Below are 13,544 nucleotides of genomic sequence, written 5' to 3' on the forward strand. Positions count from 1 at the left end.
GCGCCAGCCGGCGGGGGCGGACGAAGCGGCCGGCAGCCGCCGTTGGCTACCGTTGTTCATCAAGCAAACATCATGCCAATTGCCGCCCCCGAGCATTCGCCATGCCGGCGCACCGGCGGCGATCCAACTTGGTGCGCGCCGCATTGCGCGGCGCACCATTTACGTGCCTTGCGCCCCGCCGATGGGCAGCCGCGCCCCGCGCGCCGGCCCGCGCGCCGGCGCCGCCGATGGCATGGATATTGCATATCCAGGGTTGAACAGGAGCCATCATGCTGAAGGTCATGCTACTGAGCGACAGGAACGACAACGCGGCGTGCTTGCGCCGCGCGCTGGCCGCGGCCGGCGTGCGGGTGGCCGCCGAGCGCACCGCGCAGGCAGGCCCGGACCTGGCCGGCGCCATCTCCCTGGCGGGCCCCGATGCGGTGCTGACCGACGCCAGCGCCGCCGCGCGCGGCACCCTGGAAGACATCTGCGCGGCCAGCGAGAGCAGCGCGCGCCCGGTCGTGGTGTTCGCCGAAGACGGCAGCCGCGCCGCCATGCGGGCCGCCCTGCAGGCCGGGGTCGCTGCTTATGTGGTGGGCCTTGTGCCGCCCGAGCGTATCCCGTCGCTGCTGGAGGTGGCCATCGAGCGCGGCGCCATCGAGCGGACCCGCCGCGTCGAACTGGCCGACGCGCGCCGGCGCCTGGCCGACCGGCAGATGGTCGAACAGGCCAAGGAGCTGCTCATGCAACGGGGCGGCCTGTCCGAAGAGCAGGCGCACCGCCTGTTGCGCCAGCGCGCCATGCAGAGCCAGCGCCGGCTGGGCGAAGTGGCGCGCGCCCTGATCCACGGCGCGCACGGAGCGCCCGGCGGGCGCGTCGCGCTGGTCGCGGAGAGCTCCTAATCACTTATCGCTATATCAATCCAATAAATCAAAAGTTGTAGGGATGTATTGGTGTCCCTATGATCGACTGACTACCGCGGGTTCGCCCGCCAGGCTGATTTTCATGAAGCTTTTTCCCCTATTTGCCGATCTGCAGGGCCGCCGCGTACTGGTCGTGGGCGGCGGCGAGATCGCCGCGCGCAAAGTGCAGTTGCTGCTCGAGGCTTCGGCCGACGTGCGCGTGGGCGCGCCCGCGCTGACGCCCGAACTGGCCCTGCTGGCCGCACAGGGACGCATCCATGCGCTGCAGGGCGAGTTCCGCCCCGACTGGCTCGACGACGCGTGGCTGGTCGTGGCCGCCACCGACGACCGCGCCGTCAACGCGGCGGTCTCGCAGGCCGCGCAGGCGCGCCGCATTTTCAGCAACGTGGTCGACGACGCCGAGCTGTCGTCGTTCCAGGTGCCGTCCATCGTCGACCGTTCACCGCTGGTGGTCGCCATCTCGTCTTCGGGGGTGGCGCCGGTGCTGGCGCGTCGGCTGCGCGAAAAAGTGGAGTCGCTGTTCGATCATTCGCTGGGCGCGCTGGCCGCCCTGGCCGCGCGCCACCGGCCGCGCATCCGCGAACGCCGACCCGACCTGAAACAACGCCGCAAGTTCTACGACTGGCTGCTCGACGGCCCCGTGGCCGCCCTGCTGCGCCAGCAACGGCCCGAAGAAGCCGAACGCCTGCTGGAAACCGCCTTGCAGGCGCCGCAAGACGATGGCGCCGGCAGCGTGGTGCTGGTGGGCGCGGGCCCCGGCGACCCGGGCCTGCTGACACTGAAGGCACTGCGGGCGCTGAACGAGGCCGATGTCATTTTGTACGACCGGCTGGTCAGCCCGGCGGTGCTGGCGCTGGCGCGGCGCGACGCCGACCGCGTGGCGGTAGGCAAGCGCCCCGGCGAAGACCACGACGCCACCCAGGCGCGCATCCATGCGCTGCTGGTCGAGCATGCGCGCGCCGGCCGCCGCGTGGTGCGCCTGAAAGGCGGCGACGCCTTCATCTTCGGGCGCGGCGGCGAAGAACTGGAATACCTGCGCGCCCATGGCGTGCGCTATGAAGTGGTGCCCGGCATCACGGCGGCACTGGCCTGCGCGGCCTACGCCGGCATTCCGCTGACGCACCGCGACCACGCGCAGTCGGTCCGCCTGGTCACCGCGCACTGCCGCGAAGACGAAGACACGCTCGACTGGGCCGGCCTGGCCCGCGAGCACCAGACGCTGGCCTTCTATATGGGCGTAGGGCAGTTGGAAACCCTGTCGGCGCGGTTGATCGCCCATGGCCGTTCGGGCGCCACGCCGTTTGCCCTGATCGAGAACGGCAGCCGGCCCGAACAGCGGGTGGTCAGCGGGCGCCTGGCCGACCTGGCCGCCGTGGCGCGCAGCCATGGCGTGCGCGCCCCGGCGCTGCTGATCGTGGGCGAGGTGGCCGGGCTGGCGCGCGAACTGCACTGGTTCGGCGCGCACCTGGAAGGCCAGCGCCCCGCCCCCGCCGCCCTGGCCGCCTGACCCACGAGCGGCCGGCCCGGCCGTTATTCGGCCTTTTGCTTGGTGCCGAAGATGCGGTCGCCGGCGTCGCCCAGGCCCGGCATGATGTAGCCGTTCTCGTTCAGGCCGTCGTCAATGGACGCCGTGTAGATATGCACGTCGGGATGCCGGTCGAGCACGGCCTTGATGCCCACCGGCGCGGCCACCAGCACCAGCGCGCGGATCTCGCGGCAGCCGGCGCGCTTGAGCATGTCGATGGTGGCCAGCATCGAGCCGCCCGTGGCCAGCATGGGGTCGACGATCAGCGCCAGCCGCTGGTCGAGTTCGCCCACCAGGCGCTCAAGGTAGGTATGCGCCTGCAGGGTTTCTTCGTTGCGGGCCACGCCCACCACGCTGACCTTGGCGCCCGGGATCAGGCTGAGCACGCCGTCGAGCATGCCGATGCCCGCGCGCAGGATGGGCACCACCGTGACTTTCTTGCCGGCGATTTTCTCGACCGTGACCGTGCCGCACCAGCCTTCGACCGTGGACTCGGCCAGCGGCAGGTCTTTGGACGCCTCGTAGGTCAGCAGCGCGCCGACTTCCTGGGAAAGTTCGCGAAAACTCTTGGTGCTGAGGTCGGCGCGGCGCATGATGCCGAGCTTGTGGCGGATCAGCGGATGGCGGATTTCGTGCACGGGCATGTGCGGGGGTCTCCAGACAAACAGGCGGCGCGCGTCGGCGCGCCAGACAGCGCAATCGTAAACCGTTTGCGGACGGCGCGGCTTACTGGCGGGCCAGCCAGGCGATCAGGGCGTCGTCGAAGGCCCGCACCGCCGCGGCGTTGGGGTCGTTGACCAGGCTGACCACCACGTAGCGCTTGCCACTAGCGCCCAGCACATACCCCGCCACCGCGCGCACGTCGCGCAGCGAGCCGGTTTTCAGGTGGGCCATGCCGGCGGTGTCGTCCCCTTTCAGGCGCCGCCGCATGGTGCCGTCGACACCGGCAATGGACAGCGACGACAGGAACTCGGGCATCAGGGGCGTGTGCCAGATCAGGGTCAGCATCGAGGCCAGGCTCTCGGCCGAGACGCGCGCGTCGCGCGACAGGCCGGCGCCATTATCCATAACCAGTTCGGGCATGTGCAGCCCCTGCCCGGCCAGCACGGCCTTGGCCACGGCTTCGCTGCTTTGGGTATTGGCCGGGCGGCGGCCGCGTTCGGCCCCCAGCGTCAGCAGCAGCGTGCGCGCCATGACATTGTTGCTGCGCTTGTTGATCTGGCGGATCGCCTCGCCCAGGGGCAGCGACTCATGCGTGGCGAGCACCACCGCGTCGGGAGGCACCATGCCGGAACGGATCTTGCCGGTGAAGGTGCCGCCCAGCTCGCGCCACAGCTGGCGGAACAGGGACTCGGCAAATTCGGGCTGCGACAGCGCCAGCCGGTACAGGCTGAATTCGCCGCACGAACCGGCCACCGTGCCGCCCAGGCGGATCGACACGCCCTGCTGGGTCAGCACGGGCTCGGTGGTCACCACGGGCGGCCCGGGACAGCGAATTTCGCTCCAGTCGACCTGGCCTTCGATGCGCAGCCCCGGCAGGGGCGGGTCGATGATGGGCACCCACTTGTGCGCGACGGGATCGGGCGAAAACAACAGCCGCAACGCGCCGAAGCCCACCATCAGGGCATCGGGGCTGGCGTTGTAGGCGCGGTCCGGGGCCCCGTCGAAGGCGCCCGGGTCGGTGGCCACCTGGCCGAATATGCTGCGGTCGATGACCAGGTCGCTGATTTTTTTCACGCCGCGCAGGCGCAGCTCGCGCAGCAGCTTCCACAGGTCTTGCACCAGCAGGTACGGATCGCCGCCGGCGCGCAGGTACAGCGGCCCCGGCAGCGCGCCATGCGCATCCGGCCGCGCGCCCGGCTCGGTAAGGAATTCGGTGCGCCACACATAATTGGGCCCCAGCTCGGACAGCGCCGACCAGGTGGTGACCAGCTTCATGACGGACGCGGGGTTGCGCGGCTCGTTGGCATTGATGGCCACCATGCGCCGCCCGCCCAGCTCTTGCACCACCAGCGACAGCGACGAGCCGGGCAGGCCCGAGGCCTTCCAGGCGCGCTCGAGCTCGTCGGGCAGGCCCTGCGCCTGGGCCGCCAGGGCCGCGCCCAGCAGCATGCCCGCCGCCAGCCATTGCTTGAATCGTCCGCCCCGCCTGTCCGCCCGTACCGCCATACCGCGCCCGCCACGCTGCTGTTGCCATCGAAGACGCAAGCATACCTAACCTGGCCGCCGCGCGGCGGCCGCTTACAATACCGCCCTGGCCGCGCCCTTCCGGCGCATTTCCCCCGCCCACTTGAACCACACCGCGTGTCCTCCCCGTCTTTTACGCTTTCCGACTTCGACTACGCCCTGCCCCCCGAGCTCATTGCCCAGACTCCCGCGGCACAGCGCGGCGGCAGCCGCCTGCTGCACCTGGACGGCGCCGGCGCCCCGCACGACCGCCGGTTTCCCGACCTGGCCGGGCTGCTGCGGGCGGGCGACCTGCTGGTGTTCAACGACACCCGCGTCATCAAGGCCCGCCTGACCGGCCACAAGGCCTCGGGCGGCAAGGTCGAGGTGCTGGTCGAACGCATCACCGAACCCGACCGCGCGCTGGCCCACGTGCGCGCCAGCAAGTCGCCCGGCCCCGGCACCACGCTGCGCCTGGCCGATGCCTTCGACGCCACCGTGCTGGGCCGCGCCGGCGAACTCTTCGACCTGCGCTTTCCGGCGCCCGTCCTCGACCTGCTCGACGCCCACGGCGCCACGCCCCTGCCGCCCTACATCACGCACGCGGCCGACGCCACCGACGAGGCCCGCTACCAGACGGTATATGCGCGCGAGCCCGGCGCCGTGGCCGCGCCCACGGCCGGGCTGCACTTCGACGAAGCCATGCTCGAACGGCTTGCCGCGCTGGGCGTAGAACGCGCCTTCGTCACCCTGCACGTGGGCGCCGGCACCTTCCAGCCGGTGCGGGTCGACAACCTGGCCGACCACGTCATGCATGCCGAGTGGTACACCGTGGGCCAGCCCGTGATCGACGCCATTGCCCGCGCGCGGACCCGCGGCGGGCGCGTGATCGCCGTCGGCACCACCAGCGTGCGCGCCCTGGAATCGGCCGCGGCCCAGAACCCGCACGGCCCGCAGGCGCCGCTGGCGCCGCTGCAGGGCGACACGCGGCTGTTCATTACCCCCGGCTACCGCTACCGGGTGGTGGACGCGCTGGTCACCAACTTCCACTTGCCGCAATCCACCCTGCTGATGCTGGTGTCGGCCCTGGCCGGCATGGAACCCATCCGCCGGGCCTACGCGCACGCCGTCGCCCAACGCTACCGTTTCTTCAGCTATGGCGACGCCATGTTCATCGAATCGCCCGCTTCCCACTCATGACCGGACTGAACTTCGAACTGCTGGCCACCGACGGCGCCGCGCGCCGCGGCCGAATCACGCTCAACCACGGCGTGGTCGAGACCCCCATATTCATGCCCGTCGGCACGTATGGCAGCGTCAAGGCCATGCTGCCGCACGAGCTGAAAGACATCGGCGCCCAGATCGTGCTGGGCAATACCTTCCACCTGTGGCTGCGCCCGGGCACCGACATTCTCGACCGACACGGCGGCCTGCACGGTTTCATGCAATGGGACAAGCCCATCCTGACCGACTCGGGCGGCTTCCAGGTGTTCAGCCTGCAGGGCATGCGCAAGATCACCGAAGAAGGCGTCAAGTTCGCCTCGCCCATCGACGGCGCCCGGCTGTTCCTGACGCCCGAAGAATCCATGCGCATCCAGCGCTCGCTGAATTCCGACATTGTCATGGTGTTCGACGAGTGCACCCCCTACCAGATCGACGGTCGCCCGGCCACGGCTGAAGAGGCTGCCCGCTCGATGCGCATGTCGCTGCGCTGGGCGCGCCGCTCGCGCGAAGAATTCGACCGCCTGGGCAACCCCAATGCGCTGTTCGGCATTGTGCAGGGCGGCATGTTCGAAGCGCTGCGCGACGAATCGCTGGCCGGCCTGGCCGACATTGGCTTCCACGGCTACGCCATCGGCGGCTTGTCGGTGGGCGAGCCCAAAGAAGACATGATGCGCATTCTGGCCCACGTGGCCCCGCGCCTGCCCACCCACGCGCCGCGCTACCTGATGGGCGTGGGCACCCCCGAAGACCTGGTCGAGGGGGTGGCGCGCGGGGTCGACATGTTCGACTGCGTCATGCCCACCCGCAACGCCCGCAACGGCTGGCTGTTCACGCGCTACGGCGACCTGAAGATCCGCAACGCCAAGTACCGCGACGACACCCGGCCGCTGGACCCGACCTGCTCGTGCCACACCTGCGCCCACTTCTCGCGCGCCTACCTGCACCACCTGCAGCGCGCCAACGAGATCACCGGGGCGCGGCTCAACACCCTGCACAACCTGCACTTCTACCTGGCCATCATGGGCGAGATGCGCGAGGCCATCGCGGCGGGCACTTTCGACGCCTGGCGGGCCCGGTTCGCGGCCGACCGTCAGCGCGGCATCGATTAGCGGCCGGTTTTTCGCCCGGGCTTCCTCCCTGGCATAACCTAGCTACAATAGTCGGCTTGCCCTGTCCAAGGCTCGCGCGGGGACGGGCGCAGAGAACATAACTTTCCAAACCTGTCCCGAACAAATTATTCAGGAGATTTTCATGTCCGTTACCGACACCGCCGGCCTCGTCCTGGCCCAGGCCGCCCCTGAAGGCGGCGCGCTGATGGGAATGCTGCCCATCGTGCTGATGTTCGTGATCCTCTATTTCCTGATGATCCGCCCGCAAATGAAGCGCCAGAAAGAACACCGCAACCTGGTGGCGAACCTCGCCAAGGGCGACGAAGTCATGACCGCCGGCGGCATGCTGGGCAAGGTCTCCAAGGTTACCGACACCTACATCACCGTGGAAGTCGCCCAACTGGCCGACAAGCCGGTCGAGGTGCTGATGCAGAAGACCTCGGTGTCGTCGGTCCTGCCCAAGGGAACCATCAAGGATCTGTAAGCGTCTTATCGGGCCCCCGCCTCGGGGGCCTTTTTCCGCTCCACCACGCATGAAAACTAGCCGCCAATGAACCGCTATCCCCTCTGGAAGTACATTACGGTGCTGGTCGCGGTCGTTATCGGCCTGCTTTACACCCTGCCCAATTTCTACGGCGAATCCCCCGCCGTCCAGGTTTCCAGCGCCAAGGCCACCATCAAGGTCGACAACGCCACGCTCGACCGGGTCCAGCAGATCCTGGCGGCCGGCAACATCCAGGCCACCAACGTCTACTACGAGCAGAACGGCACGCTGGGCACCATCCGCGCCCGCTTCCCGTCCACCGACGTGCAGCTGCAGGCGCGCGACCTGCTCGACAAATCGCTCAACACCGTCGCCGACGACCCGCAATACACTGTCGCCCTGAACCTGCTGCCCGCCTCGCCGCCCTGGATGCGCGCGCTGGGCTGGTTCGAACCCAAGCCCATGTATCTGGGCCTGGACCTGCGCGGCGGCGTGCACTTCCTGCTGCAGGTCGACATGCAGGGCGCCCTGACCGCCCGCTACGACTCGCTGGCGGCCGACGTGCGCACCACTCTGCGCGACGAAAAAGTCCCCAGCCGTGGGGTCGAGCGCGCCGGCACTTCGGTGCTGGCCACCTTCGCCAACACCGATGACCGCGACCGCGCCTACACCACGCTGCGCACCCGGCTGCCCGACCTGCAATTCACCGAAAGCGAAGATTCCGGCCACCCCGCGCTGGTCGGCATGCTGAGCCCGGCCGCCGTCACGCGCGTGCAAGACTCGGCCCTGAAGCAGAACATCAACACCCTGCACAACCGCATCAACGAGCTGGGCGTGGCCGAACCGGTCATCCAGCAGCAAGGCGCCGACCGCATCGTGGTCCAGTTGCCGGGCGTGCAGGACGTGGCCAAGGCCAAAGAGCTGCTGGGCCGCACCGCCACGCTTGAAATCCGCATGGTCGACGACTCTCCGGCCGCCCAGACGGCCCTGGCCGGCGGTACCGTGCCGTTCGGCCTGGAGCGCTACACCGACCGCGACGGCCGCCCCCTGCTGGTGCGCCGCCAGGTCATTCTGACCGGCGAAAACCTGCAAGACGCGCAGCCCGGCCGCGATTCGCAAACCCAGCAGGCGGCCGTGCACCTTACGCTCGACAGCAAGGGCGCGCGCATCTTCCGCGACGTCACCCGCGACAACGTCGGCAAGCGCATGGCCATCCTGCTGTTCGAGAACGGCAAGGGCGAAGTCGTCACCGCGCCGGTCATCCGCAGCGAAATCGCCGGCGGACAGGTGCAGATTTCGGGCAGCATGACCGCCGAAGAAGCCGCCGACACCGCGCTGCTGCTGCGCGCCGGCGCGCTGGCTGCGCCCATGTCCATCATCGAAGAGCGCACCATCGGCCCCAGCCTGGGCGCCGACAACATCGCCAAGGGATTCCATTCCACGCTGTACGGCTTCCTGGCCATCGCGGTGTTCATCATCCTGTACTACCACCTGTTCGGGGTGTTCTCCACCATCGGCCTGTCCATGAACGTGCTGCTGCTGCTGGCGCTGTTGTCCATGCTGCAGGCCACGCTGACACTGCCGGGCATTGCCGCCATCGCGCTGACGCTGGGCATGGCCATCGACTCGAACGTGCTCATCAACGAGCGCATCCGCGAAGAACTGCGCAATGGCGCCTCGCCGCAACAGGCCATCCACCATGGCTTCGAGCGCGCCTGGGGCACCATTCTCGACTCCAACCTCACCACGCTCATCGTCGGCCTGGCACTGCTGGCCTTCGGGTCGGGCCCCATCCGCGGCTTCGCCGTGGTGCACTGCCTGGGCATCGTCACCTCGATGTTCAGCTCGGTAGTGGGCGTGCGGGCGCTGGCCAACCTGTGGTACGGCCGCAAGAAGAAGCTTGCCCGGATTTCCATCGGCACCGTCTGGAAACCCAAGGAAAACTGACCCTGCCGGGCAGCCCGCCTGCCCGGCACCGATAAGAAGCAAGGCGAAACATGGAATTCTTCCGTATCCATCGCACCATACCGTTCATGCGCCACGCGCTGGTGCTGAACATCATCAGCCTGGTCACGTTCCTGGCGGCGGTGTTCTTCATCATCACGCGCGGCTTCCACCTGTCGATCGAATTCACGGGTGGCACGGTCATGGAAGTCAACTACGCGCAGACGGCGCAGCTCGACAGCGTGCGCAGCGCGGTGTCCAAGCTGGGCTACACCGACTTCCAGGTGCAGAACTTCGGCACCTCGCATGACGTCATGATCCGCCTGCCCCTCACCGAGGGCCAGACCTCGGCCGCGCAAAGCGATGCCGTCATGGGCGCGCTGAAGGCGGCCGACTCCACCGCGGAACTGCGCCGCGTCGAATTCGTGGGTCCGCAGGTCGGCCAGGAACTGCTGCACAACGGCCTGATGGCGCTGCTGTTCGTGGTGATCGGCATCATGGTCTACCTGGGCATGCGGTTCGAATGGAAGTTCGCCGTGGCGGGCGTCATCGCCAACCTGCACGACGTGGTCATCATCCTGGGCTTCTTCGCCTTCTTCCAGTGGGAATTCTCGCTGTCGGTACTGGCCGGGGTGCTGGCGGTGCTGGGCTACTCCGTGAACGAATCCGTGGTCATCATGGACCGGATCCGCGAGAACTTCCGCAAGCAGCGCAAGGCCAGCGTGCAGGAAATCATCAACAGCGCCATCACCCAGACCATCTCGCGCACCATCATCACCCACGGCTCGACCCAGATGATGGTGCTGGCCATGCTGTTCTTCGGTGGCCCGTCGCTGCACTACTTCGCCCTGGCGCTCACCATCGGGATCTGGTTCGGGATCTACTCATCCGTCTTCGTGGCCGCCGCCCTCGCCATGTGGATGGGCGTGAAGCGGGAAGACCTCGTCAAGCCGGTGAAGAAAGAAGGGGATGCGGAGGTTGTCTGAGGGGTAGCGCGCTTTTGTCGTCGAGGCGATAGCGCGCGTAGCCGCCCAGCCTGCTCCTTCCCAGGTTTCAGGCTCCCGCAGGGTGCCTGAAACCATTGCGCCGAGGCTGTTTCAGTCGTACGGTGTCAGGCACCCTGCGGGAGCCTGACACCTGAGCCACCCCCGTCATCTACTGGATAGCAAGGCTTGCGCATCATTCACGCCTGACGCCAACCGCCTGACCGCCCCCCATGACCTCTACTACCGTTCTCTCCGAAGCCGAGCTGCTGGATCTGGGCACGCGTGCCTTCATCGGCCTGGGCCTGCCCGCGGAAGACGCCGCCGACGTGGCGCGCGTGCTGGTGCAGGCTGACTTGTTCGGGCTCAGCACCCATGGCCTGAGCCGCATCGAATCGTATGGCGAACGCTTGCAGGTGGGCGGCATCCAGGCCCGCGCCCGCATTACGGTGCAAAGTCCCGCGCCGGCGCTGCGCCTGGTCGACGGCGACAACGGCGTGGGCCCCCTGGTTGGCATGCATGCGCTGCGCGCCGCCATGGAAGCGGCCAAGGATTGCGGCGTGGGCGTGGCCTTTGCCCGGCAAAGCAACCATTTCGGCCCCATCTCGCCATACGGGCTCATCGCCGCCCAGGCCGGTTTCGCCAGCATCATCGGCAGCAATGCCACCACCACCATCGCGCCCTGGGGCGGCAGCGATGCCCGGCTGGGCAACAGCCCGCTGGGCTTCGGCGTGCCCAATCCCGACGGCCCGCCGTTCCTGCTCGACATGGCCATGAGCGTGGTGGCGCGCGCCAAGATCCGCAACGCGCTCAAGCAAGGGGCCGCCATTCCCGACACCTGGGCCACCGACCGCCACGGCCGCCCCACCACCGACGCGGCCGCCGCGCTCGACGGCTTCCTCTTGCCAATCGGCGGACACAAGGGCTATGGCCTGGCGCTGCTGGTTGACCTGTTCGCCGGCCTGATGTCGAACGCCGCCTACCTGACACACGTGAAATCTTGGGTGGATGCGCCCGACCAGCCGCAGGACCTGGGGCATTTCTTCATCCTGATCGACACCACACGATTGGGATCGGCGGCCTGGCTGGCCCAGCGCATGGCCGATTTCGCCGCCATCCTGCACGCCAGCCCGCCCGCCGAGGCGGGCAAGCCCGTCATCGTGCCCGGCGAAATCGAGCTGGCCAACATGGCGCGCCAGCAGCGCGACGGTATCGCGCTAGACCCGGGCGTGCTGGCGTTGCTGCGGCGCCATGCCGCAATGGCATGATGCGCGCCTGTTCGGCGATACTCTGAAACGCACGTTCATCGACCTGCGCCGCGCCGGGCCCGCGCCCTCCCTGGCGCCTGAACCCTACCTGGACCCAGCATGACGACTCCCGCCCCCGACATCATCGCCGCCTTCACCCCCACCGGCCGGCTACGCGCCTCCATTAACCTGGGCAACCCCATCCTGGCCGGCCGCGACCCGGCCACGGGCGAGCCGGCCGGCGTGTCCATCGATCTGGCCCGCGCGTTCGCCCAGCGGCTTGGCGTCGAGCTGGAACTGGTGGTCTGGGACAGCGCCGGCAAGTCTGTCGACGCCGTAACGGCCGAGCAGGCCGACATCGGTTTCTTCGCCATCGACCCGTTGCGCGGCGCCGGCATCACGTTCACCGACGCCTATGTGCTGATCGAAGGCGCCTATCTGGTGCGCGATGGCTCGCCGCTGCGCGAACGCGAGGAAGTCGACCGCGCGGGCGTCAGCGTCATGGTGGGCAAAGGCAGCGCCTACGACCTGTACCTGACGCGCGAACTCAAGCATGCGCAGATCCTGCGCGCGCCTACCTCGCCTGCCGTGGTCGATACGTTCCTGGCCGAGAACGCCGACGTGGCGGCCGGCGTCAAACAGCAACTGGAAGCAGACATGGGCCGCATTCCCGGCCTGCGCATGCTGCCCGGCAGCTTCATGCAGATCCGCCAGGCCATGGGCGCCCCCAAAGGCCGCGGCCCGGCCGCCGCGGCAGCGCTCGCCGCCTTCGTCGAAGACATGAAGGCCAGCGGCTTTGTCGCCCAGGCCCTGCAGCGCCATCACATCCAGGGCGCCGCCGTCGCTCCCGCCGCCCGGTGACTGCGCGGCCGACAATGCGCTTGCTCGCCTCATCAGGCTCCCAGCGCTCCAGGTCGGCCTCCAGCGACTTCACGGCGCAATAAGCGTCGACGTACCGGCTTGCTCGCACAAGCGAAACGCCCCCGGTTTTCAAGGCCAGGGGCGTTTGTTATTTCACGGCGGCACCGGCACCGTCGCGACGCCGCCACCGCCACGGCGCGCGCAGCATCCACCGATAGCCCTCGCCCAGGATGTACGGCGCCAGGTAATGCGCCACCATGATGCCGATGAAGGCCGCCGCGGTGACGTCGGTCAGGAAGTGATCGCGGTTGATCACGCGGCTGATCGCCACGACGCCCGCCACCAGCAGCAGGGGCAAACGCCAGCGCGGCGCGATTTCGCCAATGACGGCCGCCACCGCGAACGCCGTCAGCGTGTGGCTGGACGGGAACGAATCGTACGGGTCGCCGGTGAACGGCACGCCCAGGCCATGCCAGCCTTGCTCCAGCAAGACTTCGGGCCGCGCGCGCGACACCACCTTCTTCAACACCAGCGTGATCAGGCCGCCCACGCTCATGGTGGCCAAAAGCAGCATGCTGTAGCGCGCCAGCCGCTCGAAGCCGGCCCGCACCGGGCAGGCCCAGCCGTACCGAATGCCAAACAACGAGGCCACGTACAGCAGCAGACCGGCCAGAATGTAGCCTTCGCTGTCGCCCAGGTCGCCGATCTGGTCGAAGACCTCGTTGACCTGCTCGGGCACGTGGCGCTCGATCGACTGCGTGAGGGGCACGTCTACCCAGCGGCTCATCATCAGCAGCGCCACGGCGAAGCACGCTGTCAGCGCCACGCTGCGGTACGGCCGGGGAGCAATGGGGGGCATCATGGACGGAACGGCTGGCAGGGAATCGGGGGACAAGCCGCGAGGGTGTGTCATGGGCGGAAGCGTGAATTAAGGGGACGAAGCGCCCCGCTCCCCGGGTGCAGGGCGCGATCGCGGCTGACATCGTATACGCCAAATGCGCCGCCACCAAGACTATGTTTGCATCCACGCGTTAAAATCCGCGTTTTCCCCTTATTCCTCTTCGCCCCCGGGATCTACACCCGTCACGGCGCACGC

12 protein-coding genes are annotated in these 13,544 nt (G+C 68.4%); 9 read left to right on the forward strand and 3 right to left on the reverse strand.

Going from position 1 to position 13,544, the window contains the following annotated elements:
- Positions 1–269 precede the first annotated feature (269 nt).
- Both BPET_RS18485 and cysG read left to right on the forward strand, forming a co-directional pair.
- Complete coding sequence (locus tag BPET_RS18485; protein WP_050978258.1) at positions 270–884, forward strand: ANTAR domain-containing response regulator; 615 nt, start codon at positions 270–272, stop codon at positions 882–884.
- Between the two features lie 103 nt (positions 885–987).
- A complete protein-coding gene (gene cysG / locus BPET_RS18490; protein WP_012250542.1) occupies positions 988–2,412 on the forward strand; it encodes a siroheme synthase CysG in 1,425 nt (474 codons plus the stop codon).
- A gap of 23 nt (positions 2,413–2,435) precedes the next feature.
- Here the strand turns inward: cysG and upp are convergent, their stop codons facing one another.
- Both upp and dacB read right to left on the reverse strand, forming a co-directional pair.
- Positions 2,436–3,074 (reverse strand): uracil phosphoribosyltransferase, encoded by a 639-nt coding sequence (gene upp / locus BPET_RS18495; RefSeq protein WP_012250543.1) that lies wholly within the window; start codon positions 3,072–3,074, stop codon positions 2,436–2,438.
- Positions 3,075–3,156: 82 nt separating this feature from the next.
- Entirely contained in the window at positions 3,157–4,599 is a 1,443-nt protein-coding gene (gene dacB, locus BPET_RS18500; RefSeq protein ID WP_012250544.1) for a D-alanyl-D-alanine carboxypeptidase/D-alanyl-D-alanine endopeptidase, read from the reverse strand.
- A 135-nt stretch (positions 4,600–4,734) separates the two neighbouring features.
- On the opposite strand from dacB, the gene queA reads away from it, so the two are divergent.
- The 7 genes from queA (at position 4,735) to BPET_RS18535 (ending at position 12,448) form a co-directional block, all read left to right on the forward strand.
- A complete protein-coding gene (queA, locus tag BPET_RS18505) occupies positions 4,735–5,796 on the forward strand; it encodes a tRNA preQ1(34) S-adenosylmethionine ribosyltransferase-isomerase QueA (RefSeq protein WP_012250545.1) in 1,062 nt (353 codons plus the stop codon).
- Entirely contained in the window at positions 5,793–6,929 is a 1,137-nt protein-coding gene (gene tgt / locus BPET_RS18510) for a tRNA guanosine(34) transglycosylase Tgt (protein ID WP_012250546.1), read from the forward strand. The genes queA and tgt overlap by 4 nt, the downstream gene beginning before the upstream one ends.
- Positions 6,930–7,071: 142 nt before the next feature.
- Positions 7,072–7,413 (forward strand): preprotein translocase subunit YajC, encoded by a 342-nt coding sequence (gene yajC / locus BPET_RS18515; RefSeq protein WP_012250547.1) that lies wholly within the window; start codon positions 7,072–7,074, stop codon positions 7,411–7,413.
- Positions 7,414–7,479: 66 nt separating this feature from the next.
- The gene (gene secD / locus BPET_RS18520; protein ID WP_012250548.1) at positions 7,480–9,360 is read left to right on the forward strand and encodes a protein translocase subunit SecD; all 1,881 of its coding nucleotides are present in this window, start codon (positions 7,480–7,482) and stop codon (positions 9,358–9,360) included.
- Positions 9,361–9,410: 50 nt separating this feature from the next.
- Complete coding sequence (gene secF / locus BPET_RS18525; RefSeq protein ID WP_012250549.1) at positions 9,411–10,343, forward strand: protein translocase subunit SecF; 933 nt, start codon at positions 9,411–9,413, stop codon at positions 10,341–10,343.
- A 230-nt stretch (positions 10,344–10,573) separates the two neighbouring features.
- Positions 10,574–11,608, forward strand: a complete 1,035-nt coding sequence (locus tag BPET_RS18530; RefSeq protein WP_012250550.1) for an Ldh family oxidoreductase — start codon at positions 10,574–10,576, stop codon at positions 11,606–11,608.
- A 99-nt stretch (positions 11,609–11,707) separates the two neighbouring features.
- The gene (locus BPET_RS18535; RefSeq protein ID WP_012250551.1) at positions 11,708–12,448 is read left to right on the forward strand and encodes an ABC transporter substrate-binding protein; all 741 of its coding nucleotides are present in this window, start codon (positions 11,708–11,710) and stop codon (positions 12,446–12,448) included.
- A 148-nt stretch (positions 12,449–12,596) separates the two neighbouring features.
- Here the strand turns inward: BPET_RS18535 and BPET_RS18540 are convergent, their stop codons facing one another.
- Positions 12,597–13,310, reverse strand: coding sequence for a phosphatase PAP2 family protein (locus BPET_RS18540; protein ID WP_231852612.1), 714 nt, complete (start codon positions 13,308–13,310; stop codon positions 12,597–12,599).
- Positions 13,311–13,544: the final 234 nt, after the last annotated feature.

It is taken from the genome of Bordetella petrii (genome assembly GCF_000067205.1).
Classification (GTDB): Bacteria; Pseudomonadota; Gammaproteobacteria; order Burkholderiales; family Burkholderiaceae_B; genus Bordetella_A; species Bordetella_A petrii.

Bases quoted from the DNA above. Each gene is read 5' to 3' on its own strand.
- BPET_RS18485 (WP_050978258.1), top strand. From the start codon at position 270: ATGCTGAAGGTCATGCTACTGAGCGACAGGAACGACAACGCGGCGTGC.
- cysG (WP_012250542.1), top strand. From the start codon at position 988: ATGAAGCTTTTTCCCCTATTTGCCGATCTGCAGGGCCGCCGCGTACTG.
- upp (WP_012250543.1), bottom strand. From the start codon at position 3,074: ATGCCCGTGCACGAAATCCGCCATCCGCTGATCCGCCACAAGCTCGGC.
- dacB (WP_012250544.1), bottom strand. From the start codon at position 4,599: ATGGCGGTACGGGCGGACAGGCGGGGCGGACGATTCAAGCAATGGCTG.
- tgt (WP_012250546.1), top strand. From the start codon at position 5,793: ATGACCGGACTGAACTTCGAACTGCTGGCCACCGACGGCGCCGCGCGC.
- yajC (WP_012250547.1), top strand. From the start codon at position 7,072: ATGTCCGTTACCGACACCGCCGGCCTCGTCCTGGCCCAGGCCGCCCCT.
- secD (WP_012250548.1), top strand. From the start codon at position 7,480: ATGAACCGCTATCCCCTCTGGAAGTACATTACGGTGCTGGTCGCGGTC.
- secF (WP_012250549.1), top strand. From the start codon at position 9,411: ATGGAATTCTTCCGTATCCATCGCACCATACCGTTCATGCGCCACGCG.
- BPET_RS18530 (WP_012250550.1), top strand. From the start codon at position 10,574: ATGACCTCTACTACCGTTCTCTCCGAAGCCGAGCTGCTGGATCTGGGC.
- BPET_RS18535 (WP_012250551.1), top strand. From the start codon at position 11,708: ATGACGACTCCCGCCCCCGACATCATCGCCGCCTTCACCCCCACCGGC.
- BPET_RS18540 (WP_231852612.1), bottom strand. From the start codon at position 13,310: ATGATGCCCCCCATTGCTCCCCGGCCGTACCGCAGCGTGGCGCTGACA.